This is a genomic window from Variovorax sp. GW821-FHT06D12, from assembly GCF_059419205.1.
The window spans coordinates 218,113-238,995 of record NZ_JBWKRI010000011.1; the positions used below are offsets into that span (position 1 = coordinate 218,113).

Sequence of the window (20,883 nt, forward strand, 5' to 3'; positions counted from 1 at the left end):
CTCGCAGCCTGCATGCGCGCGCGCTTCGTCCCTCCTCTCATCCTGGTGCTGCTGCTGGTCATCCTGCAGTGGCAGCTGTGGAACGGGCGCGGCAGCGTGCGCGAGGTCGCCCAGCTGAGGACCCAGCTGGCCGACCAGAAGGACGCCAACGCCAAGGCCGCCCTCAACAACGAGCGGCTCGCGTCCGAAGTCAATGACCTGAAAGACGGCCTCGAGATGGTCGAGGAACGCGCGCGCGCGGAACTCGGCATGGTCAAACCGAACGAAGTCTTCGTGCAGATCGCGCACTGACCCTTTCCTTCGCCGCTTCTCGATGCCAGAGCTTCTCTCGGCCTCCGCCTTTGCGCTGTGGGGTTCTCCCGTCACCTGGCTCGAGCTCGTCGCCGCCGTGCTCGCGCTCGCGATGGTCGGCTGCAACATGCGCGAGATCCACTGGGGCTGGCCGCTGGCCATCGTCAGCTCGCTGCTCTACGTGGTGGTGTTCGCCAACGCACGCATCTACGGCGATGCCTCCCTTCAAGTCTTCTTCGCTTTCGTCGCCCTGTGGGGCTGGGCGCAATGGCTGCGCGGCTTTCGCGCCGACGGGAGCGCCTTGCGCGTGAGCCGGCTGTCGCCGCGCGGCACCGCGTACGCCCTCGCAGCCTGCGCCATTGCGTGGCCCGTGGTCGCCCTCTTCCTGCGTCGCTTCACCAACACCGACGTGCCCTGGTGGGACGGCTTCGTCACCGGCCTGAGCCTGGTCGGGCAGTTCCTGCTCGGGCGCAAGTTCATCGAGAACTGGCTCGTGTGGCTGGCCGTGAACGTGGTCAGCGTGGGCCTGTTCATCCACAAGGGCCTGTGGCTCACGACAGCGCTGTACGCGGTGTTCGCCGTGCTCAGCGTGGCCGGCTTCCTGGCATGGCAGCGACGCCTGCCGAAGGCCACGACGAAGGCGGTGCCGGCATGACGCCGAACCTGCCGACCGGCTGCGTCATCGCACTCGTGGGCGCCGAGAGCACGGGCAAGACCGAGCTCTCGCGCGCCATCGCACAGCGCCTGCAGGACCGCGGCACGCCCGTCACGCTGGTGGGCGAGTACCTGCGCGAATGGTGCGAGCGCGAGGGCCGCACGCCCCGCCCCGACGAGCAGCAGGCCATCGCCGACGAACAGATGCGCCGCATCGACGCCGCTGCCGCCACCGGCGTGGTGGTGGCCGACACCACGGCGCTCATGACGGCGGTCTACAGCGAGCAGCTGTTCGCCGACACCTCGCTGTACGACAGCGCCCTGGCCGCGCAGCGGCGCTACGCCATCACGCTGCTCACCGCGCTCGACCTGCCCTGGGTGGCCGACGACATGCGCGACGGCCCGCATGCGCGCCAGCCGACCGACACGCTGGTGCGCGCCGCGCTCACGCGCGCCGGGCTCTCGTATTCGGTCGTGCACGGCAGCGGCGGCGAACGGCTGGCGAACGCCTGGAACGCGATCAACACCATCGCCGGCAACGAAGGCCGTGCCCGCACGCGCACCCGCCGCGATGCCAAGCCCGCCTCGTGGACATGGCCTTGCGAGAAGTGTTCCGACCCGGAATGCGAACATAAGCTCTTCAGCGACCTGATGGCGCGCCGCGACCCGCCCTGAGCCTTCCGGTTCTTGCGCGTTCGCGCGCCCTCTCCCCTTCACCGGAGACCCGATGCCCGTTTCGATTGCTGCGCGCCCTGCCTCGCGCGCTCCCGCCGCCGCTTTCCTCGCCCTGCTGCTGACCGCGGGTGCCGCTTCTGCGGCGCCCGTTGCCGCCACCGTCGAGAACGCCACCACCCCCACGGCCTGTGCCGAGGAAGACAATGTGTCGATGGTGCTGCGCGGCGACGGCATCCGCCGCCTGCGCATCGAAGCACTGCAGCCGAGCTACCTCGGCAGCATCGGCAACGACGTCACCGCGCCCGATTTCTCGGGCTGCAACTTCGACGGCGGCGCCCACCCCACCGACCCGGCGCACCGTTTCAAGAAGCGCACCGTCGTGCTGCTCGACAACGCGCAGTGGCGCATCGTCGGCATGACGCTGCCGACCTTCTGGCGTCCGGCGCGCGTGCCGGTGCAGGTCGGCGCGCGCCACGACCGCGGCTTTCACCTGCTGCAGGTGTTCAAGAAGGAAAACGGCAAGGCGCTCGAGGCCATCGTGCTCTACCCGTCCGACGGCTACTGGCGCCTCAAGCCGCTGCCCGAGGCGCGCTTCGGCGACGGCGTGTACGGCTCGTCGTTCCTGCTCGGCCCGGTCGTGCAGGCCGGGCGGCCGGTGGTGGACATCGCGTCGATCCGCGTCGTGCCCCAGCCGCTGGCCATCCACCTGCGCTTCACCGACGGCGGCAAGGCTGTGGCGCGCGTGACCGAGATCAGCCGCACCCGCACTGCGCTCGACGTGACGCTCTCCAAGCCCACAGCCAGCGCCAAGCAGCCCTTCGCGGTGCTGCGCTCGATGTACGTGGCGCCCGACAACGCCGACATGAGCGAGGTGCGCTGGCAGGTCTCGCCGACGGCGGCCGAGCAGGTGCTGCCGCTGCCCGAGGTGAAGACGCTGAACGCCACGCAGGTGCGCTTCGGCCGCAGCCTGCCCTCCAAGCACAACACCAGCGCGCCCGACATCGCATTCGGCGGCTTCGACGACGAAGCGCGCTGAGCTCAGGCTGCGCGCCGCACCTCGCCGGGCGTGAGGCCCAGCACGCGGCGCATGCAGCGTGCCATGTGGCTCTGGTGCGAGAAACCGCTCTCGAGCGCCACGAGGCTCGCGGGCATCTCGCTGTTCAGCAACAGGCTGCGCGCACGGTCGACGCGGCGGTGCACCACGTAGGCATGCACCGCCTGGCCGGTGGAGCGCTTGAACTGCGTCTTCAGGTGCGAGGCGCTCAGGCCCGCGACCTCGGCCAGCGCGGCCAGCGACAGGTCGCCGTCCAGGTGCGCCTCGATGAACTCGGTGACGCGCTTCAGCTGCAGCCGCGTCAGCCCCTGCGCGGGTGACGGCGCCACCTGCGGGCCGGCCGCGATCAACTGCACCGCGAGCGCGGTGCCCAGGCTGTCGGTGTAGAGCCGGCCGTTGGGAAAGCCCGCGCGGCGCTCGGCGTCGAGTGCCCAGGCGATGTGCTCGATCTGCGGGTCGCGGAACTGGTGGCGTTCGCCGAGCACCGCACGCTCGGCCGGCAGGCCCATCTCGTCGGCCGTGCGCACCAGCAGCGCGGGCGCCATGCGCACCACGACCGAGGTGCTCGGCGACTCTTCATGCCAGATGTCGGTGCTGCCGGCCGGCAGGATGTCGAGGTCGCCGCGCGTGTAGAGAAAGCGGTGGAACTGGCAGGCGCCCGCCACCGGCGCGCCCGCGTGCAGCTTGAGGCGGTGGTCGGGCAGCGCCTCGTAGCCGACCACGCCGCCGGGGGTCTGGCGCACGTCGACGCGCAGGCTGTCGGTGGCGGGCGGCGCGACGAAGCTGTCGGCCGACAGCGCCACCTCGGACGCCGCACCACCGTGCCCGTGCAGATCGGTGTCCAGATCGGTATCGCTCATCGAAACATTATGGGCCGCGAGCGGCGCGCATGCCGGCGGCCGTTTGTGCTCCCTCACGGCCGAACGTGCGCGACCGCAAGCCGTGCGATCCGGATCATCGACGGCCATGAACACCACCTCATCTACACCCTACGCAGGCAAGACAGCCGTCATCACCGGCGGCACCCTCGGCATGGGCCTGGCCACTGCGCAGGCGCTGCTCGACGGCGGCGCCGACGTGCTTGTGACCGGCCGCAATCCACAGAACCTGGAGGCCGCGCGCCGCGTGCTCGGCCCGTACGGCGCGCGGGCGCACGTGTTGGCATCCGACACGGCCTCGCTGACCAACATCGATGCACTGGCCACCACCGTGCGCGAGCACTTCGGCCGCATCGACCTGCTGCACATCAACGCGGGCATCTCGTCGCTCGAGCCCTTCGAGCAGGTGACCGAGGCCGGCTACGACCGCGCCTTCGCCGTCAACACCAAGGGCCCGTTCTTCACCGTACAGCGTCTGGCGCCGCTGATGCCCGCGGGCAGCGCGATCGTTTTCACCTCGTCCATCGCGGACGAAGGCGGCATGCACGGCATGAGCGTGTACAGCGCCACCAAGGCCGCGCTGCGCTCGATGGCCTCGGGCTTCGCGGCGGAGCTGGTGACGCGCGGCATCCGCGTGAACGTGGTGAGCCCCGGCTTCATCGACACGCCCACGCTCGGCGTGACCGACGCGAGCGCCGAGGAGCGCGCCGAGTTCATGCGCCTGGGCGACCAGATCACGCCGATGCGGCGCCACGGCACCTCGGCCGAAGTGGCGCGCGCAGTGCTGTTCTTCGCCTTCGAGGCGACCTTCACGACGGGCGCACGCCTCACCGTCGATGGCGGGCTGGGCCAGGGCCTGACGCCGGCTGCCGCTTGATCCGATCTCTCACCAAGGACCTCACAACATGACCGACGTTTCCCTCATCGGCCTCGGCCCCATGGGCATCGCCCTCGCGCGGGCCCTTCAAGCATCGAAGTTCACGCTGACGGTGTGGAACCGCACCGCCGAGCGCGCGACGCCCCTCCTGAACCAGGGCACGGTGCTCGCACCGACAGCTCTGGCCGCCGTGCAGGCGAGCCCCGTCGTGCTGGTCTGCGTGGCCGACTACCCGGCGTCGCGCGCCATCCTCGCCGCGCCCGGCGTTCACGACGCGCTGCGCGGCAAGGTGCTGGTGCAGCTGAGCACCGGCACGCCGCAGGACGCACGCGACGACTGGGCCGCGCTCAGCGGCGTGGCGTACCTCGACGGCGCCCTGCTCGCCACGCCGGGCCAGATCGGCCGGCCCGACACGCCGCTCTTCATCTCCGGCGAAGCACGCGCCCTCGCCGCCTGCCGGCCGCTGCTCGAAGCCATCGCCGGCAACATCCAGCACATGGGCGAGCCGATCGGCAATGCGGCCGCCTGGGACCTGGCCACGCTCTCGTGCATGTTCGGCGCGATGAGCGGGTTCTTTCACGGCGTGCGCATCTGCGAAGCCGAAGGGCTGCCGGTGGACGGCTTCGCGCAGATGATCGGCGCGATCTCGCCGGTGCTCGGCGAAATGATCCAGGCCGAGGGCGAGGCGATCCACGCCGGCCGGTACAGCGAGCCCGAGAGCTCGATGGCCACCTGCGCGGGCTCGGGCCGGCTGTTCGTGAAGCAGGCGCGTGAGGCGCAGCTCGACGCGGGCTTTCCGGATTTCCTGATGGGTCAGTTCGAGCGCGCGCTGCGCGCGGGCCTGGGCAACGAGCGCCTGGCCGCGATGGTCAAGGTGCTGCGGCAACCGCCGCAGCCCGCTTGAACCGCGTCGCGCTTACTGGACGACCGGGCTGCCCGGCAGCTGGTCGCCCAGCGGCTTGAACAGCTGCGCGGTATCGACCGCGTCGAAGCGGTACTGCTTGCCGCAGAAGTCGCAGCCGACCTCGATGTCGCCGCGCTCGGCGAGGATTTCCTCGGCCTCTTCCACGCCGAGCCCGCGGATCATCTGCGCCACGCGCTCGCGGCCGCAGGTGCACGCGAAGTGCGGGCCCAGCAGGCCGGCCTGCGGTTCGAAGCGCAGCAGCTTCTCTTCCCAGAACAGGCGGCGCAGGATGGTCTCGACGTCGAGCGTGAGCAGCTCGTCGTGCGTGAGGCTCGACGCCAGGATCGAGATGCGGTTGTATTCCTCGTTGCGTCCGATCTGGTCCTGGTGCGCCTCGTCGTGCGCCTGCTGCGAGGTGCCTTCGAGGTTGCCTTCGCCCTTGATGGGCAGGCGCTGGATCAGCAGGCCGGCCGCCACCTTGTCGTCGGCGGCGAGCACCAGCGTGGTGTCGAGCTGTTCGCTTTGCAGCATGTAGTGCTGCAGCACGTCGCTGAGCTTGCCCAGCTTCTGGCCGTCGTCGCCGAACAGCGGCACGACGCCTTGGTACGGCGTGGTGCCGGGCAGCTTGTCTTTCGGGTCGAGCGTGATGGCGCAGCGGCCCTTGTTGTTCACGTTGACCATGTCGGGCAGGCGCGCGTCGGCCGGCAGGTCGCCGATCACCTTGGCGGTGGCGCGCAGGCTCAGGTCGGGCTTGGCCTCGGCCACGGCCACCTTCACTGGGCCGTCGCCGAAGATCTGCAGGATGAGTGCGCCGTTGAACTTGATGTTGGCCTGCATCAGCGTGGCCGCGGCCGTCATCTCGCCCAGCAGCTCGGCCACGGGCGGCGGGTAGGCGCCGGTGGCGGTGTTGGAGGCGCGCCGCGCAAGGATCTCCTGCCACGCATCCGTCAGGCGCACGATCATGCCGCGCACCGGCAGGCCATCGAACAGGAATTTGTGCAGCTCGCTCAAAACATCATCTTTCTCTCAATCAGGCTGTCTTCACGTGGAATACCGCGGAACCGGCTTTGCCGGGCCGCAGGTATTGCCCCCTGCAAGGGGGTAGGAGGCCACACGAAGTGGGCAAGCCTGGGGGTTAGCCAATTTTCTTCAGGCCCTTCGCGAAGCGATGGGCGTTTTCTACGTAGTGCTCGGCGCTTTGCCGCAGCTTGGCGGCGGCCGCATCGTCGAGCGTGCGCACCACCTTGGCGGGCGAGCCGATGATGAGGGAGTTGTCGGGAAACTCCTTGCCCTCGGTCACGACGCTGCCGGCGCCAACGATCGAATTGCGGCCGATCCTGGCGTTATTCAAGACCACCGCCTGGATGCCGATCAGCGAGTTGTCGCCGATGGTGCAGCCGTGCAGCATCACCTGGTGCCCCACCGTCACGTTGTCGCCGATGGTCAGCGGGCAGCCGATGTCGGCGTGCAGCACCGACAGGTCCTGGATGTTGCTGTTGCGCCCGATGGTCAGCACCTCGGTGTCGCCGCGCAGCACGGCGCCAAACCAGACGCTCGCGTTCTCGGCCAGTTCGACATTGCCCATGACCTGGGCGCTGTCCGCGACCCATGCGCCTTCGCCAAGGCGCGGTGCAATGCCATCCAATTCGTAAATCGCCATCGTGGTTGTCTCCGGAGGGGCAAAACTAGAATTGTAGGGATGCACCCCCGATTGAGCGCGCTGGCCGCGCTGCGCCTGACAGACCCCGACGACAAGGTGGCCGCCACGCGCGCCACGGCTGCACAGGCAGCTACCATTTCCATAGCACTCGAGCCCCTGCGCACGCCCGGCGACGATGCCGGCGTGCCCGGCCGCCCCGAGCGCCCGCTGCGCGTGGCCGCCACCGCGGTGCAGAAGCGTTCGCCCTTCACGCCCGAAGGCCGCGCCGCGCTGATCCATTCGATCTGCCACATCGAGTTCAACGCGATCAACCTCGCACTGGACGCCGTGTGGCGCTACGACGGCATGCCCGAGGCCTACTACCGCGACTGGCTGCGCGTGGCCGACGAGGAGGCGCAGCACTTCACGCTGCTGCACACGCACCTGCAGGCCATGGGCTGGCGCTACGGCGACTTTCCGGGCCATGACGGCCTGTGGAACATGTGCGAGAAGACCAAGGACGACGTGCTCGCGCGCATGGCGCTGGTGCCGCGCACGCTCGAAGCGCGCGGGCTCGACGCCACGCCGCTGATCCAGTCCAAGCTGAAACGCGTGAACACGCCCGATGCGCTGCGCGCCGTGGAAATCCTCGACATCATCCTGCGCGACGAAGTGGGCCACGTGGCCATCGGCAATCACTGGTACCGCTGGCTGTGCGAGCGCGCAGGGCTCGACGCCGAAGCCAACTACCCGGCCTTGGTCGCGCGCTACGACGCGCCGCGCCACAAGCCACCTTTCAACCTCGAAGCACGCGGCCGGGCGGGCTTCAGCCCCGCAGAGCTGCGCGCGCTGACCGACTCCCGCCCCGAATGACCGAAGTGATTTCCGACCAGACCTGGTCACGCGCCGAGCTGCAGGCCTGCCTGCAGGGCCGCGACACGCCGCCGCATTTCGAACGCTGCCATTTCGACGAGGCCGACCTGTCGCGCCTCGATCTGCGCGGCGCGCAGTTCACGCTGTGCAGCTTCGCCGAAACCTCGTTCGACCGCGCGCAGCTGGCCGACACGCGCTGGACCGGTTGCCGTGCGCGCCAGGCCGACTTCGGCCTGGCCGACCTCACGAACGCGCGCTTCCAGGACTGCGACCTCAACAACACGCAATGGGCGCGCGCCAAGCTGCCCTCGGCGCTCTTCACGGGCGTGAAGCTCACGGGCGCGCACCTCGGCGAGGTGTCGGCGCTGGGCGTGGTGTTCAAGGACTCGCTGCTGGTCGACGCGCACCTGCGCGGCCTGTCGTTCCGCAAGCAGACGCTCGCGCAGCTCGACCTGTCGGAGGCCGACCTCTCGGGCTGCGATTTCCGCGAGACCATCTTCGAAGGCGGCAGCCTGCGCAACGCGCACCTGAAGCTCGCACGCTTCGAAGGCGCCGACCTGCGCGACGTGGACCTGGGCGGCCTGCGGCTGGCCAACGCCGCGCCGTTCAAGGGCGCGACCATCTCCCACCGCCAGGCCGCCGCGCTGGTCGAGGAACTGGGCCTGCGCGTCGTCTGAGATTCAGGACATCGCGGTGCGGCTGTGCACCACCAGCTTCGGCGTGAAGTACTGCAGCACCTCGCCGCGCTGGTTGCGCGTCTGGCAGCGCATCGAGACCATCGCGCGGCCGGGCTTGGAGCGCGAGGGCGTGATGTCGACCACCTCGCTCACCACATGCAGCACGTCGCCGGGCCGCGTGGGCTTGGGCCACTGCAGCTCGCCGCCCGAACCGATGATGCCGTCGGCCAGCGGGATGCCGCTGTCGACCAGCAGCTTCATGGTGAGCGCCGCCGTGTGCCAGCCGCTCGCGGCCAGCCCGCCAAAGAAGGTGTTCTTGGCGGCCTCTTCGTCGGTGTGGAAGGGCTGCGGGTCGAACTGCTGCGCGAAGGCCTTGATCTGCGCCGCGTCGAGCAGGTGTTCGCCGCTCTGGAAACGGTCGCCGACCTTCAGGTCTTCGAGATACAGCTTGTCCATGGGAGTCTCCTTGTTGCGTTGCCCGTCATTCTCGGGCGATCAGACGCGCTCGAGGATGGTGGCGATGCCCTGCCCGCCGCCGATGCATTGCGTGGCGAGCGCATAGCGGCCGTTCTCGCGCGCCAGCAGCGCCGCCGCCTTGCCCGTGATGCGCGCACCGGTCGCGCCCAGCGGGTGGCCGATGGCCAGGCCGCCGCCGTCGAGGTTCACCTTTGCCGGGTCGAGCCCGAGGTCGCGGATGCAGGCCAGCGCCTGTGACGAAAAAGCCTCGTTGATCTCGACCACATCGAGGTCGGCCACGCCCAGGCCTGCGCGCGCGAGCGCCTTGCGCGTGGCGGGAATCGGGCCGATGCCCATGACGGCCGGGTCGACGCCCACGGTCGCGAATGAACGGATGCGTGCCAGCGGCTTCAGGCCGTGCTTGGCGGCGAAGGCGTCGCTGGTGACCAGCACGACCGCCGCGCCATCGGTCAGCGGCGACGAGGTGCCGGCCGTGACCACGCCGTCGGGGCGGAACGCGGGCTTGAGGTTGGCCAGCGCCTCGGCCGAGGTCGAGGGGCGGATGCAGCCGTCGGCATCGACCACCTCGCCGGAGGCCAGGCGCACCGGCACGATCTCGCCGGCCAACCGGCCCTGCGCGCGCGCTTCGGTCGCCTTGCGGTGCGACTCGACGGCCAGCGCTTCCTGGTCGGCGCGGCTCACGTTCCAGCGCTGCGCGACGTTCTCGGCGGTCTCGCCCATCGAGATGTAGGCATCGGTGCTGGCCAGCAGCTCGGGGCTGGGCGAGAAGTTGAAGCCGCCCTGCGGCACCATCGTCATCGACTCCACGCCCACGCACAGGAAAGCCTCACCCATACCCGCCTCGATCTGTGCGGCGGCGATGTGCACGGCCTGCATCGACGAGCCGCAGAAGCGGTTCACCGTCATGCCGCCCACCTCGTGCGGCAGCCCGGCCAGCAGCCCGACGATGCGCGCGAGGTTGTTGCCCTGCGACGCCTCGGGGTAGGCGCAGCCCAGGATGATGTCTTCGAGCAGCGCGGGGTCGAGGTCGGTGCGCTGCAGCAGGCCCTGCACCACGCCGGCGGCGAGCGTGTCGGGGCGCACTTCGGCCAGCGCGCCCTTCTTGGCGAAGTGGAACGGGGAACGGGCGTAGGCGGAAATCACGGCTTTCATGGGAATACTCCTTGGAGAAAAACTACCTTCCAATCGGTAGGCTTCGGGGTTCAAAAAAAGGCACGTCCAGCGTGCCCGTGGTGAAACGGATCGGTCAGTCCAGCGGCAGCGCGCGCCGCAGTTGCGCGATGGCGTCGTCGAAGTCTTCGACGCGGCCCGTCATGCGGGACGCGAGCAGCGCGCCCTGGCACGACGAGAACACGAAGGCCGCGAGCGAGGCCACGGGGTTGTCTTTCTGCGCCTGCGCCGGCACCAGCGCGCCGAGCACGCCGGTGAGCCACATCACCTGCGTGTTGCGCAGCGCCTGCACGGCCTGGCGCAGGTCTTCGTTGATGCAGTCCCAGCCCGGTGCCAGCGCGCCCGCCGGGCACAGGCCCGAGCCGGCCTTCAGCGTGTTGCGGTACATGCGGAAATAGGATTCGAGCGCGTCCTTGGGCTCGCGCGCGCGCGCCGCCACCCAGTCCTTGAAGCCCTGCGTGGCGCCCTGGATCACCGCGATGCCCAGCGCTTCCTTGGTGGGAAAGTGGTGGTAGAGGCTCGCCTTGCGCACGCCCACCGCGTTGGCCACGTCCTGGAAGCTGAAGCCCAGGTACGAACGGGTTTCGATGAGCCCACGCGCCACCGCGAGGATCTGATCGCGGGTGCCGCCGGGGGCCAGGGTGGAGGCGTCGTGCATCTACCTACTATAAGGTAGGGAAACCCGCCCCTGCAAGCGCCGGGGTCAATCGGCCTTGATGCCCGCAGCCTTCACGATGCGGCCGTTGCTCTCGAACTCGCTGGCGATCTCCTTGGCGAAGGCGGCCGGCGTGCCCGGGGCGGGCACGTTGTCGGTGGCCGTGAGCTTGGCGCGCAGCTCGGGGCTGGCGAGCGCCTTGTTGATCTCGGCGTTGTACTTCGCGACCAGCGCCGCCGGCGTGCCCGCGGGCGCGAACACGCCGAACAGCGAATGGATGTTGGCCGCGCTGTAGCCCAGTTCGGCCAGCGTGGGCACCTGCGGCAGGCTGTCGAGCCGCGCGGGCGCGCCCGCCGCCAGCGGGCGCAGCTTGCCCGACTGGATGTGCGCCGAGAGCGTCGGGCTGGCGTTGGTCGACAGGATTTCGAACTGCCCGCTCAGCGCATCGTTGAGTTGCTGGCCACCTCCTTTGTACGGCACGTGCGTGATGTCCACGCCGGCCGTTGCGCGCACCTGCTCGAGCACGATGTGGCCGAGCGAGGCCGGCCCCGATGTGGCCCAGCGCACCGCGCCGGGCTGCGCCTTGGCCTCGGCGATCAGCGCACGGAAGTCCTTCGCCTTGCTGGCGGGCGTGGCCACCAGCAGCACGGGCGAATACATCACGCTGGCCACCGGCACGATGTCCTTCAGCGGGTCGAACGGCAACTTGCCCAGGTGCGGGCTCAGCACCAGCGGGCTGATGGCCGAGAAGCCCAGCGTCGCGCCGTCGGGCGCGGCCTTGGCCACGGCGTCCATGCCGATGGCGCCGCTCGCGCCCGCGCGGTTGTCGACGATCACCGTGGTGCCCAGCTGCACGGCGAGCCGGTCGCCGAGCGCGCGGGCGACCACGTCGCTCACGCCGCCCGCCGGGTAGGCCACGATGAGCCGCACGGTGCGCGGCACGGCCTGCGCATGCGCGCCGCTGGCCGCGCACAGCGCCGCGGCGGCGAGCAGCCGGGTCGTGGTGCGGCGCGAAGGCTTGGAGGCGGCGAGGAAGTTCATGGTGTCGATGAAAGGCATGCGTCGAGGAGAAGAAGAAAGATCGGTCAGTCCAGCTGCAGCTTGCGCTCGCGGATCAGCTTGGACCACTTCTCATTGTCCGCCTTGACGAAAGCCGCAAAGGCCGCCGGGCCGAGCGGATGCACCTCGGCGCCGGCCGTCGCGAACTTGGCCTTGATCTCGGGCGTGGCCAAGGCCTTGGCGAGTTCACTCGACAGGCGATCGACCACCTCCTTGGGCATGTTGGCGGGACCGACCAGGCCCTGGAAGCCGACCGCCTCCATGCCTGCGAGGCCCAGCTCCTTCACCGTCGGCACGTCGGGCAGTTGCGGGTCGCGCACGGGGCCGGTCACGGCCAGCGCCTTGAGCTTGCCGCCCTTCACCTGCGGCAGCAGCACGCTGCCCGCGTCGATGAGGATCTGCGTCTGCCCGCCGAGCAGGTCCTGCACGGCCGGCGCGCTGCCCTTGTACGGCACGTGCGTCATGTCCAGGCCCGTCACCTGGTTCATGAGTTCGCCGTTCAGGTGCGTCGAGGTGCCGTTGCCGCCCGAGGCGAAGTTGACCTTGCCGGGCTGGCCCTTGGCCCACGCCACGAACTCCTTGAGGTTCTTCGCCGGATGGTCGGGCCGCGTCACCGCGATGTAGCTGCCCTGGCTGATCTGGCCGATGTAGGTGAACTGCTTGATGGGGTCGTACGGCGGCTTGCTCTGCAGGTACGGCGCGATGGCGAAGGGGCCGGTGTTGGCCAGCAGCAGCGTGTAGCCGTCGGCCGGCTGGCGCGTGAGCTCGGTGGCCGCGATCATGCCGCTGGCACCGGGCTTGTAGTCGACCACCAACTGCTGCTTGAGCGCTTCCTGCAGCGGCACCTGCACCGTGCGCGCCGCGAAGTCGATGCCGCCGCCGGGCGGGTAGCCGACGATCAGGCGGATGGGCTTGGCGGTGGGAAAGCCCTGGGCCATGGCGAGGCCGGCGGTCGTGGCCAGTGCGAGGCCGGTGCAGAGTCTGCGAAGGTTCATGGATGTCTCTGGATCTCTCTTGAAGGGGAGCGTCCATTTTGAAACATCCCGGGCCTGCGCGGCCCCTTGCGCGGGTCAGGCTTCCTGCGTCTCCACATCGTTGCCGATGAAGTTGCGCCCGCGCGCCCCGCCCTGCGCATGGCGCAGCATCTCGCGCGCCTCGTCCTCGCCCACGCCGTAGTCGGCGAAGCGCGTCTTCACGCCCAGCGATTCGATGAAGGCCGCGAGCTGCGCCGGTGCGTCGGCCAGCGGCATGCGCAGCGCCTGCGCCAGCACCGCATCGCGGTCGGGCCGACGGCCGATGGCGCGCGCCAGCACCATCGGCAGCGGGAACGAACAGGCGATGCCGTGCGGCAGGCCGTAGCGCAACGTCATCTCGTACGAGATGGAATGTGCGAGCGCGGTCTTGGTGTTGGAAAAGGCCATGCCGGCCTTCAGTGCGGCCAGTGCCATGCGCCCGCGCAGGTCGACGTCGTCCAGCCGCGCCATGAGCTGCGGCAGCACCTCCAGCGTGTCCTGCACCGCTGCCACGGCGAAGGTGTCGGACAGCGGATTGGCGTTGACGTTCCATATCGCTTCGAGCGCGTGCGACAGCGCATCGAGCCCGCTTTGCAGCGTGACCGCCGCGGGCAGCGACAGCATCAGCTCGGGGTCGATGACGGCATAGGTCGGCCAGGTCTGCGGCAGGTGCAGCGAATACTTCTTCTGCCGCTCGCGGTCCCAGATGGTGGCCCAGGGCGTGACCTCGCTGCCCGTGCCGGCCGTGGTGGGCACGGCGATGAGCGTCTTGTGGCGCGTTGCCACGAAGGGCCGCTCGCCCGCGAGGCCCGCCACCAGGTCCGCGAAGCGCCCGTGGTCGTCGGCCACCATCAGCGCCTTCGCCGTGTCGATGGCGCTGCCGCCGCCGACCGCGACGATCACCTCGACGTCGGCATGCGTGCGCCAGAACCATTCGTAGGTCCCGGCCAGTTCCGCCACGTCGGGGTTGGGCCGCGTCTGGTCGAGCGTGCAGGCCAGCGCGTCGCCGAGCACCGACGCCAGCCGATCGAGCAGGCCCAGCGCGCGCGCCTCGGGAAAGGTCACCAGCGCGGCGCGCCGGCCTTCGAGCAGCGTCGGCAGGGACAGCAGGGCCCCTGCCCCGTACACGCTGTGCACGGGGTTGTGGTAGTTGGCGCTCATGGAGGGGTTTCTTCAGGAGGCGGCCAAAGCCGCGGGGACAGACGCGAAGAGCGATCGAGTCATCAGCGCGCGCCCTGCTGGATCCAGCCGCGCAGCCGGGTCGAGAGGTAGTCGGCCGTCATGACCATCACGACGATCACCAGGATGCAGGTCGCCGTGTCCTGGTACTGGAACAGCTTCATGCTGCCCACGAGCTCGAAGCCGATGCCGCCCGCGCCCACCATGCCCAGCACGGTGGCCTGGCGCAGGTTGGTCTCGAAGCGGTAGACGATCACGCCGATCCACGCGGTGACCACCTGCGGAATCACGCCGAAGATGATGGTCTGGATCGGCCCCGCGCCGGTGGCGCGCAGTGCTTCGATCGGGCCCTGGTCGATCTCCTCGATCGACTCGGCGAAAAACTTGCCGAGCATGCCCGCGCCATGCAATGCCAGCGCCAGTACGCCGGGGAACGGACCGAGGCCCACGGCCGCCACGAAGATCAGCGCCAGGATGATCTCGTTGATGCCGCGCGTGATGTTGAGCACCTGCCGCATCGCATGGAACACGGCGACGTTCGGCGAGATGTTGCGCGCCGCGAAGAAGCACAGCGGCACCGCGAGGATCACCGCGAGCAGCGTGCCCCACAGCGCGATCTGCACGGTCTCGATGGCCGGCTTCACGAGCTTGCCCATGAACTCCCAGTTGGGCGGCAGCATGCGCCCGAGGAAGTCGGCGATCCAGGGCATGCCCTTGCCGAGTTCGCTGAAGCTCACCTGGCTGCCGATGGCCGCCCACCAGAGCACACCGATGCCGGCGAGCACGGCCACGGCGTACTTCCACCAGCCGGGGTTGCCGCCGCTCTTGGCGATCAGCAGGTTGTAGCGTCCGAGGGCGATCATGATTGCTCCATGGCGAGTTGCGGGGCGGTGCGCACCGGCGCCGCATGAAGGGCCGCAGCGGGCACGCTCGGTGTTGCGGTGTCAGGCTCTGCGCCTGCAGCGGCGGCGTCGGTGCCCTCTTCCACGCCGCCCGGATAGATGAGGTGCAGCACCTCGTCGGTCAGTTCGTCGGGCCGGCCTTCGAACACGATGCGTCCGGCCGCCACGCCGATCACGCGCTGCGCGAATTCGCGCGCGTAGTCGACCTGATGCAGGTTGCAGATCACCGTGATGCCGTCCTGCCGGCTGGCCTGCTTCAGGTAGTTGAGCACCTTGCGCGAGGTCTTCGGGTCGAGGCTGGCCACGGGCTCGTCGGCCAGGATCACCTTGGGCTTTTGCGCCAGCGCACGGGCAATGCCCACGCGCTGCTTCTGTCCGCCCGAGAGCGTGTCGGTGCGCAGGTCGGCCTTGGGGTCGAGCTCGACGCGGCGCAGGCATTCGCGGGCGATGGCGATGTCCTTCGCGGGGAACACCTGGAACCACGACAGGAGCGCAGGCATCGAGCCCAGCCGCCCCGTCAGCACGTTCTTGAGCACCGACAGGCGCGGCACCACGTTGTAGTGCTGGAAGATCATCGCCACGTCGCGGCGCACCTTGCGCAGGCCGGCGCGGTCGCCACGCGAGCGCTCGCCGTCCACGTGGATCTCGCCTTCGCTCGGCTCGGCCAGGTGGTTGATGCAACGCAGCAGCGTCGACTTGCCCGCACCCGACGCGCCGAGGATGACGACGAACTCACCCTTGGCCACCGTGAGGTCGACACGGTGAAGCGCGGTGAAGTCGCCGTAGCGCTTGCACAGCCCGCGGATTTCGATCATTTCATCTTCCTCAGGTCGAGGTTCAGCACCTTCGCCGTGTCGCGGATGATGTTGTAGGCCGCGTCGTTGGTCGGATGGAAACCGTTGAGCAGGCCCTGGTCGGACCAGGGGATGTCCTTCACCTGCAGGAAGGCGGCCTGCACGCGCGTCTTCAGATCGGCGGGCAGGTCCTTGCGCCACACGGTGGGCGACTCGGGGATCGGGTCCGACTTCCAGACCTCGACCAGGTCTTCGCGCTTGACCAGGCCCTTGGACACGGCAGCGTCGAGGATGCGGTCGGCGATGGCCGCGGCATCGACCTTCTTGTTCTGCACCGCGATCGCGCTCGAGTCGTGCGAGCCCGAGAAGATCACGCGGCCGAAATCCTTGTCGGGGTTGAAGCCCGCCTTCAGCAGGCCGGCCTTGGGAAACAGATGGCCCGAGGTGGAGCTCGGATCGACGAAGGCGAAGGTCTTGCCCTTGAGGTCGGCCACCGTCTTGATGCCGGTGTCCTTGTGGGTCACGATCTGGCTGTGGTACGAGGTGCGCCCGGCCTTCTTGGTCTCGGCCACCGCGAAGGCCTCGATGTCGGCCACCGTGGTGCCCAGCACATAAGAGAACGGGCCGAGGTAGGCCACGTCGAGCCGCTTGGAACGCAGCGCTTCGATCACCCCGTTGTAGTCGGCCGCCACGAAGGGCTTGACCGCGAAACCGAGGGCCTTGGACAGCATGTCCATCATGGCCTGGCTGTTGGCAATCATGGCGCGCGAGTCCTCGGAAGGAATCAGCCCGACAGTGAGAACCTGCTGTGCCCGTGCCATCGGCACGAAGGCGGACGCTGTCACGGCGGCAGTGCCGAGCAGCAGCTTTCTACGCTTCATCATGGTTGTCTCCAGTGGTCTGCGTTGCATGGAATCCTCAGGTCGTTTCGAAGGGCAAAAGTACCCGTCTCGAGTCTTCCAGTCGTGCGTGTCATGGTCATGACAACGCGAGGATTCGGGACGTCCGGCGTGTTTCTGTCGAGGCCTGGTCCGTCTTGAGCGCGAGTACATCACTGGTACTCATATCGATCAAATTCAAATTTTTTCGATGATCTATATACTGAACCTATAGATCAGAAAGGCTCCCGCGATGCGCCTCACCCAGCTGCGTTCCTTCTATGCCGTGGCCCGCGAAGGCAGCTTCACGCGGGCCGCCGAGCACCTGCACGTGAGCCAGCCCACCATCACCACGCAGGTGCGCTTTCTCGAAGAGGCCTACCAGGTCGAGCTCTTTCACCGGCGCGGCCGGCGCGTGCAGCTCACAGAGATCGGCGAACAGCTGATGCAACTCGCGCAGCAGATCTTCAGCCTCGAAGGCGATGCGGTGGCGCTGCTCGGCGACGCCGGCAAGCTGCGCACCGGCCACCTGCGCGTGGCGGCCGTGGGCCCGTACCACGTGACGAAGATGCTGGTCGACTTCAGCCTGCGCTACCCCGACGTGAAGGTCACGGTGAGCACCGGCAATTCACAGGACGTGCTCGACCGCCTGCTCGACTACAGCGCCGACGTCGGCGTGCTCGCGCAGCTGGTGCGCGACGACCGCTTCCTGTCGGTGCCCTTCAGCCAGCACCCGGTCGTGATGTTCGTGCCCTCCACGCACCGCTTCGCGAAGCGGCGCAACATCCGGCTCGCGGAGCTGCAGGGCGAACGGCTCATCCTGCGCGAGCAAGGCTCGACCACGCGCAAGGCACTCGAACTGGCGCTCGCGAAAGCCAAGGTCGAGGTCGACGTGGTGATGGAGATCAGCAGCCGCGAAGTGATCCGCGAAGCCGTGGCGCAAGGCCTGGGCATCGCGGCCGTGTCGGGCGTGGAGTTCGTGCCGGGGCCCAACCTGCACATGGTCGGCTTCAGCGACACCGAAATTTTTACCTACGCCCACGTGCTGTGCCTGGCCGAGCGACGCGAGATGCGCATGGTGAGCGCCTTCTACGACACGCTGGTGCCGGCCATCGAGGCGCGCAAGCGCAAGAGCTGAGAACGAAGGCAGCCTCAGCCGCGCGGATGGTGCGCCGCGTGCAGCTGCTTCAGGCGCTCGCGCGCCACGTGCGTGTAGATGGTGGTGGTCGAGATGTCGGCGTGGCCCAGCAGCAGCTGCACCGCGCGCAGGTCGACGCCATGGTTCAGCAGGTGCGTGGCGAATGCGTGGCGCAGCGTGTGCGGCGACAGCGGCACGTGGATGCCGGCAGCCGCAGCCTGCTTCTTCACGATGACCCAGAACATCACGCGCGTCATGCCCGCGCCGCGCGCGGTCACGAACAGGTCGGGCGTCTGCTGGCCGTCGAGGATCACGGGGCGAGACTCGTCGAGGTAGCGCTCGATCCAGCGCCGCGCCTCGCCGCCGAAGGGCACGAGGCGCTCCTTGTTGCCCTTGCCGAGCACGCGCAGCACGCCGTCGTTGAGGCTCATGTCGATCGCCTTCAACGCCACCAGCTCGCTCACGCGCAGGCCGCTCGCGTACATCAGCTCCAGCATCGCGCGGTCGCGCAGGCCGAGCGGGCTCTCGACATCGGGCGCGGCCAGCAGGTCGTCGACCTGCTTCTCGGACAGCGTCTTGATGGCGCGCGGCATCTGGCGCGCGGGCATGAGGCGGATGCTCGGGTCGGCCGTGATGCGCCGCTCGCGCAGCGCCCAGCGGTAGTAGCGCTTGAACACCGTGAGCCGGCGGTTCGCCGAGGTCGCCTTGCCCTTGGTGGACAGGCGCACGCCCATGTAGGCCTGCAGGTCGGTCTCGCGCGCGGCGTCCAGCCCCATGCCGTCGCGCTGTTCGCGCAGCCACTGCGCGAACAGCGCGAGGTCGCGGCGGTAGGCGGCCAGCGTATTCTTCGACAGCCCGTCCTCGAGCCAGAGGGCGTCGATGAAGGTGTCGATGTCGGCGGTGGGGGGTGCGGCGGCGGCCTCGGTCATGCGATGCAAGATAACAAAAGAAAAAGCCGCCCGGAACGCGGGCGGCTTTCGGGGGAAGCGAAGAGGCTCAGTCGAGCTTGAGGTTCTGCTTCTTCACGACCTGCTTGTACACGTCGAACTCGGCCTTGATCTGCGCGGCGAACTGGTCGGGCGTGTTGGCCACGATCAGCGAGCCGGTGTCTTCGATGCGCTTCTTCACGGCCGGATCTTCCACCGCCTTCTTCACGCCGGCGTTGATCTTGTCGACCACTTCCTTCGGCAGGCCCTTCGGACCGAGGATGCCGTAGTAGGCCATGCGGTTGACAGGCTCCAGGCCGACTTCCTTGAAGGTCGGCACGTTCGGCAGGCCGGCCACGCGCGTCGGGGCCGACACCACGATCGGCACCAGGCGGCCGCTCTGGATGAAGGGCATCGCCGAGGGCAGGTTGTCGAAGATGATCGGCACCTGGCCGGCCACCACGTCGTTCAGCGCCGGGCCCGCGCCGCGGTACGGGATGTGCGTGACGAAGGTGGTGGTCAGGCTCTTGTACAGCTCCATCAGCAGGTGGCCGATGCCGCCCGTGCCCGACGAGGCGTACGAATACTTGCCCGGATTCTTCTTCAGCTCGGCCACGAACTCGGCGTAGTTCTTGGCCGGGAAGCTCGGGTTCACGGCGATCACGTTCGGCGTGGCCGCGATGTTGATGATCGGCGTGAAGTCGGTGATCGGGTCGTACGGCGTCTTCGGGTTGATGGCCGGGTTGGCCGCCGTGCTCGACACCGTGGCCACGCCCAGCTTGTAGCCGTCGGCCGGTGCGCGCGCCGTTTCGGCCGCACCCACGATGCCGCCGCCACCGGCGCGGTTGATCACCACCACGGGCTGGCCCAGCACCTTGCCCAGCGGGTCGGCGATCACGCGCGCCACGATGTCCGTCGTGCCGCCGGGTGCGAACGGCACGCTCAGTTCGACCGGCTTGGTGGGATAGCCCTGCGCGAAACTCTGGCCTGCCACTGTGACCAGCGCGGCAGCGCCCACGAACGCGCTCCATTGACGACGTTGCATCGATAACTCCTTGACTTGACGGAACCGGCCGGGGCGGCCGGAAAAAAGCGAAGCCCGGATGCTAGCGGGTCGGGGCTTTCCGTCATGCTGTGGAATACCCACGGTTGTGCCGGTTTATGCTCGAAGCGGTGAACTACGCGCAGCTGCTCTTCCCCGATTTCTCCCTCATCGCCATCGGCTGGCTCCTGTGCCGCTACACCGCGCTCGACCGCCGCGTGTGGGACCAGGTCGAGAGCCTGGTGTATTACTTTCTATTTCCCGTCCTGCTGTTCCATTCGATCGTGCGCAGCCCGCTCGACTTCGGTGCGACCTCGAGCCTGCTGACCGCGGGCGTGGGCGTCGGGCTGGCCGGCATCGCGATGGCCTACGCCCTGCCCTTCGTGCCGGGCCTGCGCACGCACATCGACCGGCACGACCACGCCGCCAGCGCGCAGATCGCGTTCCGCTTCAACTCCTTCATCTGCCTGGCGCTGGCCGAGCGGCTGGCCGGGCCCGAAGGCCTGCTGCTGATCGCGGTGCTGATCGGCGTGTGCGTGCCGATGTTCAACATCGCCGCCGTGTGGCCGATGACGCGGCATGCGCAAACCGGCTTTGTGCGGCAGCTGGTGCGCAACCCGCTGATCGTGGCGACGCTGGCGGGGCTGCTGGCCAATGTGCTGGGGCTCACGGTGCCTGGCTGGTTGACGCCTACGCTCACGCGGATCGGGGCTGCGTCGCTGGCGTTGGGGCTGCTGGCGGCGGGGGCGGGGATGCAGTTTGCGACGTTGGGGCGGGGGAAGGTGTTGGCGGTGTCTGTGCTGGCGATACGGCATTTCTTCTTGCCGCTCGTGGCTTGGGGGTTATCGCTTGCCTTGAGGCTGGACGTTACGCAGGCTTCGGTGTTGATGGCTTTTTCTGCTGTGCCTACGGCTTCGAGTGCTTATGTGCTGGCGGCTCGGATGGGATACAACGGGCCTTATGTGGCTGGGCTGGTCACGCTGTCTACGATCTTGGGGGTGGTTAGTTTGCCGTTTGCGTTGGCTCTGCCTCGGTAGTTTCAGCATCGCTATGGGTTTGCTTCCCGAGGCCGGGTCTCGGCCCGGCGGCCGACCTACTTTTCTTTGCTTCGCCAAAGAAACGTAGGCA

At 68.7% G+C, this 20,883-nt stretch carries 24 protein-coding genes; 10 read left to right on the forward strand and 14 right to left on the reverse strand.

The genetic code is table 11. From position 1 onward, the window contains the following. Nucleotides 1-12 precede the first annotated feature (12 nt). The 4 genes from ftsB to AC07SQ_RS29080 are packed head-to-tail and all read left to right on the forward strand — an operon-like array spanning nucleotide 13 to nucleotide 2,656. Complete coding sequence (gene ftsB, locus AC07SQ_RS29065; RefSeq protein WP_070059525.1) at nucleotides 13-291, forward strand: cell division protein FtsB; 279 nt, start codon at nucleotides 13-15, stop codon at nucleotides 289-291. Between the two features lie 22 nt (nucleotides 292-313). Continuing rightward, nucleotides 314-946, forward strand: a complete 633-nt coding sequence (gene pnuC / locus AC07SQ_RS29070; RefSeq protein ID WP_495273611.1) for a nicotinamide riboside transporter PnuC — start codon at nucleotides 314-316, stop codon at nucleotides 944-946. Next, complete coding sequence (locus tag AC07SQ_RS29075; protein WP_492685705.1) at nucleotides 943-1,620, forward strand: AAA family ATPase; 678 nt, start codon at nucleotides 943-945, stop codon at nucleotides 1,618-1,620. The genes pnuC and AC07SQ_RS29075 overlap by 4 nt, the downstream gene beginning before the upstream one ends. 52 nt (nucleotides 1,621-1,672) lie before the next feature. Next, a complete protein-coding gene (locus tag AC07SQ_RS29080; RefSeq protein WP_495273610.1) occupies nucleotides 1,673-2,656 on the forward strand; it encodes a hypothetical protein in 984 nt (327 codons plus the stop codon). A gap of 2 nt (nucleotides 2,657-2,658) precedes the next feature. Here the strand turns inward: AC07SQ_RS29080 and AC07SQ_RS29085 are convergent, their stop codons facing one another. Then, nucleotides 2,659-3,534 (reverse strand): AraC family transcriptional regulator, encoded by an 876-nt coding sequence (locus tag AC07SQ_RS29085; RefSeq protein WP_095947296.1) that lies wholly within the window; start codon nucleotides 3,532-3,534, stop codon nucleotides 2,659-2,661. A gap of 106 nt (nucleotides 3,535-3,640) precedes the next feature. Here AC07SQ_RS29085 and AC07SQ_RS29090 point away from each other — a divergent pair, with 106 nt between their 5' ends. Both AC07SQ_RS29090 and AC07SQ_RS29095 read left to right on the forward strand, forming a co-directional pair. Next, nucleotides 3,641-4,429 (forward strand): SDR family oxidoreductase, encoded by a 789-nt coding sequence (locus tag AC07SQ_RS29090; RefSeq protein ID WP_495273609.1) that lies wholly within the window; start codon nucleotides 3,641-3,643, stop codon nucleotides 4,427-4,429. Nucleotides 4,430-4,457: 28 nt separating this feature from the next. Further along, on the forward strand, nucleotides 4,458-5,333 hold the full coding sequence (locus AC07SQ_RS29095) for an NAD(P)-dependent oxidoreductase (RefSeq protein ID WP_495273608.1): 876 nt from the start codon (nucleotides 4,458-4,460) through the stop codon (nucleotides 5,331-5,333). A gap of 12 nt (nucleotides 5,334-5,345) precedes the next feature. Here AC07SQ_RS29095 and hslO read toward each other — a convergent pair whose 3' ends face one another. Then, a complete protein-coding gene (gene hslO, locus AC07SQ_RS29100; RefSeq protein WP_495273607.1) occupies nucleotides 5,346-6,344 on the reverse strand; it encodes an Hsp33 family molecular chaperone HslO in 999 nt (332 codons plus the stop codon). Between the two features lie 124 nt (nucleotides 6,345-6,468). Then, nucleotides 6,469-6,993 carry a gamma carbonic anhydrase family protein gene (locus tag AC07SQ_RS29105; protein WP_489057369.1) on the reverse strand — a complete coding sequence of 175 codons (525 nt, stop codon included), beginning with the start codon at nucleotides 6,991-6,993 and terminating at the stop codon, nucleotides 6,469-6,471. Nucleotides 6,994-7,032: 39 nt separating this feature from the next. On the opposite strand from AC07SQ_RS29105, the gene AC07SQ_RS29110 reads away from it, so the two are divergent. Both AC07SQ_RS29110 and AC07SQ_RS29115 read left to right on the forward strand, forming a co-directional pair. Further along, nucleotides 7,033-7,845: a ferritin-like domain-containing protein gene (locus tag AC07SQ_RS29110; protein ID WP_495273606.1), complete on the forward strand. Its 813-nt coding sequence runs from the start codon at nucleotides 7,033-7,035 to the stop codon at nucleotides 7,843-7,845. Beyond that, entirely contained in the window at nucleotides 7,842-8,522 is a 681-nt protein-coding gene (locus AC07SQ_RS29115; protein ID WP_495273605.1) for a pentapeptide repeat-containing protein, read from the forward strand. The genes AC07SQ_RS29110 and AC07SQ_RS29115 overlap by 4 nt, the downstream gene beginning before the upstream one ends. A gap of 3 nt (nucleotides 8,523-8,525) precedes the next feature. Here the strand turns inward: AC07SQ_RS29115 and AC07SQ_RS29120 are convergent, their stop codons facing one another. The 9 genes from AC07SQ_RS29120 to phnD all read right to left on the reverse strand — a co-directional run bounded on the left by AC07SQ_RS29120 (nucleotide 8,526) and on the right by phnD (nucleotide 16,652). Further along, nucleotides 8,526-8,978 (reverse strand): MaoC family dehydratase, encoded by a 453-nt coding sequence (locus AC07SQ_RS29120; RefSeq protein WP_495273604.1) that lies wholly within the window; start codon nucleotides 8,976-8,978, stop codon nucleotides 8,526-8,528. A gap of 39 nt (nucleotides 8,979-9,017) precedes the next feature. Next, nucleotides 9,018-10,151: a thiolase family protein gene (locus AC07SQ_RS29125; RefSeq protein ID WP_495273603.1), complete on the reverse strand. Its 1,134-nt coding sequence runs from the start codon at nucleotides 10,149-10,151 to the stop codon at nucleotides 9,018-9,020. 94 nt (nucleotides 10,152-10,245) lie between these two features. Next, nucleotides 10,246-10,827 (reverse strand): TetR/AcrR family transcriptional regulator, encoded by a 582-nt coding sequence (locus AC07SQ_RS29130; protein WP_095947288.1) that lies wholly within the window; start codon nucleotides 10,825-10,827, stop codon nucleotides 10,246-10,248. A 45-nt stretch (nucleotides 10,828-10,872) separates the two neighbouring features. Continuing rightward, nucleotides 10,873-11,865 carry a Bug family tripartite tricarboxylate transporter substrate binding protein gene (locus AC07SQ_RS29135; RefSeq protein WP_495273625.1) on the reverse strand — a complete coding sequence of 331 codons (993 nt, stop codon included), beginning with the start codon at nucleotides 11,863-11,865 and terminating at the stop codon, nucleotides 10,873-10,875. A gap of 44 nt (nucleotides 11,866-11,909) precedes the next feature. Further along, nucleotides 11,910-12,878: a Bug family tripartite tricarboxylate transporter substrate binding protein gene (locus AC07SQ_RS29140; RefSeq protein WP_307694162.1), complete on the reverse strand. Its 969-nt coding sequence runs from the start codon at nucleotides 12,876-12,878 to the stop codon at nucleotides 11,910-11,912. A 75-nt stretch (nucleotides 12,879-12,953) separates the two neighbouring features. Beyond that, nucleotides 12,954-14,057 carry an iron-containing alcohol dehydrogenase PsrA gene (psrA, locus tag AC07SQ_RS29145; protein WP_495273602.1) on the reverse strand — a complete coding sequence of 368 codons (1,104 nt, stop codon included), beginning with the start codon at nucleotides 14,055-14,057 and terminating at the stop codon, nucleotides 12,954-12,956. Nucleotides 14,058-14,119: 62 nt separating this feature from the next. Continuing rightward, nucleotides 14,120-14,938 (reverse strand): phosphonate ABC transporter, permease protein PhnE, encoded by an 819-nt coding sequence (phnE, locus tag AC07SQ_RS29150; RefSeq protein WP_495262305.1) that lies wholly within the window; start codon nucleotides 14,936-14,938, stop codon nucleotides 14,120-14,122. Further along, nucleotides 14,935-15,792 (reverse strand): phosphonate ABC transporter ATP-binding protein, encoded by an 858-nt coding sequence (phnC, locus tag AC07SQ_RS29155; protein ID WP_159272477.1) that lies wholly within the window; start codon nucleotides 15,790-15,792, stop codon nucleotides 14,935-14,937. The genes phnE and phnC overlap by 4 nt, the downstream gene beginning before the upstream one ends. Beyond that, nucleotides 15,789-16,652: a phosphonate ABC transporter substrate-binding protein gene (phnD, locus tag AC07SQ_RS29160; protein WP_062482233.1), complete on the reverse strand. Its 864-nt coding sequence runs from the start codon at nucleotides 16,650-16,652 to the stop codon at nucleotides 15,789-15,791. Before phnD ends, phnC begins: the two co-directional genes overlap by 4 nt. Before the next feature lie 250 nt (nucleotides 16,653-16,902). Between phnD and AC07SQ_RS29165 the strand changes: the two genes are divergently transcribed. Beyond that, nucleotides 16,903-17,787: a LysR substrate-binding domain-containing protein gene (locus AC07SQ_RS29165; RefSeq protein WP_062482221.1), complete on the forward strand. Its 885-nt coding sequence runs from the start codon at nucleotides 16,903-16,905 to the stop codon at nucleotides 17,785-17,787. A 14-nt stretch (nucleotides 17,788-17,801) separates the two neighbouring features. On the opposite strand, the gene xerD is transcribed toward AC07SQ_RS29165, so the two are convergent. Both xerD and AC07SQ_RS29175 read right to left on the reverse strand, forming a co-directional pair. Next, the gene (xerD, locus tag AC07SQ_RS29170) at nucleotides 17,802-18,716 is read right to left on the reverse strand and encodes a site-specific tyrosine recombinase XerD (RefSeq protein ID WP_492677954.1); all 915 of its coding nucleotides are present in this window, start codon (nucleotides 18,714-18,716) and stop codon (nucleotides 17,802-17,804) included. A gap of 67 nt (nucleotides 18,717-18,783) precedes the next feature. Then, a complete protein-coding gene (locus AC07SQ_RS29175) occupies nucleotides 18,784-19,758 on the reverse strand; it encodes a tripartite tricarboxylate transporter substrate binding protein BugE (RefSeq protein ID WP_070059541.1) in 975 nt (324 codons plus the stop codon). Nucleotides 19,759-19,874: 116 nt separating this feature from the next. On the opposite strand from AC07SQ_RS29175, the gene AC07SQ_RS29180 reads away from it, so the two are divergent. Beyond that, nucleotides 19,875-20,792 carry an AEC family transporter gene (locus AC07SQ_RS29180; protein WP_495273601.1) on the forward strand — a complete coding sequence of 306 codons (918 nt, stop codon included), beginning with the start codon at nucleotides 19,875-19,877 and terminating at the stop codon, nucleotides 20,790-20,792. The last annotated feature ends 91 nt before the right edge of the window (nucleotides 20,793-20,883 follow it).

Coding starts and splice junctions, on each gene's coding strand:
- ftsB (WP_070059525.1), top strand. CDS start 13: ATGCGCGCGCGCTTCGTCCCTCCTCTCATCCTGGTGCTGCTGCTGGTC.
- pnuC (WP_495273611.1), top strand. CDS start 314: ATGCCAGAGCTTCTCTCGGCCTCCGCCTTTGCGCTGTGGGGTTCTCCC.
- AC07SQ_RS29075 (WP_492685705.1), top strand. CDS start 943: ATGACGCCGAACCTGCCGACCGGCTGCGTCATCGCACTCGTGGGCGCC.
- AC07SQ_RS29080 (WP_495273610.1), top strand. CDS start 1,673: ATGCCCGTTTCGATTGCTGCGCGCCCTGCCTCGCGCGCTCCCGCCGCC.
- AC07SQ_RS29085 (WP_095947296.1), bottom strand. CDS start 3,534: ATGAGCGATACCGATCTGGACACCGATCTGCACGGGCACGGTGGTGCG.
- AC07SQ_RS29090 (WP_495273609.1), top strand. CDS start 3,641: ATGAACACCACCTCATCTACACCCTACGCAGGCAAGACAGCCGTCATC.
- AC07SQ_RS29095 (WP_495273608.1), top strand. CDS start 4,458: ATGACCGACGTTTCCCTCATCGGCCTCGGCCCCATGGGCATCGCCCTC.
- AC07SQ_RS29105 (WP_489057369.1), bottom strand. CDS start 6,993: ATGGCGATTTACGAATTGGATGGCATTGCACCGCGCCTTGGCGAAGGC.
- AC07SQ_RS29110 (WP_495273606.1), top strand. CDS start 7,033: ATGCACCCCCGATTGAGCGCGCTGGCCGCGCTGCGCCTGACAGACCCC.
- AC07SQ_RS29115 (WP_495273605.1), top strand. CDS start 7,842: ATGACCGAAGTGATTTCCGACCAGACCTGGTCACGCGCCGAGCTGCAG.
- AC07SQ_RS29120 (WP_495273604.1), bottom strand. CDS start 8,978: ATGGACAAGCTGTATCTCGAAGACCTGAAGGTCGGCGACCGTTTCCAG.
- AC07SQ_RS29125 (WP_495273603.1), bottom strand. CDS start 10,151: ATGAAAGCCGTGATTTCCGCCTACGCCCGTTCCCCGTTCCACTTCGCC.
- AC07SQ_RS29130 (WP_095947288.1), bottom strand. CDS start 10,827: ATGCACGACGCCTCCACCCTGGCCCCCGGCGGCACCCGCGATCAGATC.
- AC07SQ_RS29135 (WP_495273625.1), bottom strand. CDS start 11,865: ATGAACTTCCTCGCCGCCTCCAAGCCTTCGCGCCGCACCACGACCCGG.
- AC07SQ_RS29140 (WP_307694162.1), bottom strand. CDS start 12,878: ATGAACCTTCGCAGACTCTGCACCGGCCTCGCACTGGCCACGACCGCC.
- psrA (WP_495273602.1), bottom strand. CDS start 14,057: ATGAGCGCCAACTACCACAACCCCGTGCACAGCGTGTACGGGGCAGGG.
- phnE (WP_495262305.1), bottom strand. CDS start 14,938: ATGATCGCCCTCGGACGCTACAACCTGCTGATCGCCAAGAGCGGCGGC.
- phnC (WP_159272477.1), bottom strand. CDS start 15,792: ATGATCGAAATCCGCGGGCTGTGCAAGCGCTACGGCGACTTCACCGCG.
- phnD (WP_062482233.1), bottom strand. CDS start 16,652: ATGAAGCGTAGAAAGCTGCTGCTCGGCACTGCCGCCGTGACAGCGTCC.
- AC07SQ_RS29165 (WP_062482221.1), top strand. CDS start 16,903: ATGCGCCTCACCCAGCTGCGTTCCTTCTATGCCGTGGCCCGCGAAGGC.
- xerD (WP_492677954.1), bottom strand. CDS start 18,716: ATGACCGAGGCCGCCGCCGCACCCCCCACCGCCGACATCGACACCTTC.
- AC07SQ_RS29175 (WP_070059541.1), bottom strand. CDS start 19,758: ATGCAACGTCGTCAATGGAGCGCGTTCGTGGGCGCTGCCGCGCTGGTC.
- AC07SQ_RS29180 (WP_495273601.1), top strand. CDS start 19,875: ATGCTCGAAGCGGTGAACTACGCGCAGCTGCTCTTCCCCGATTTCTCC.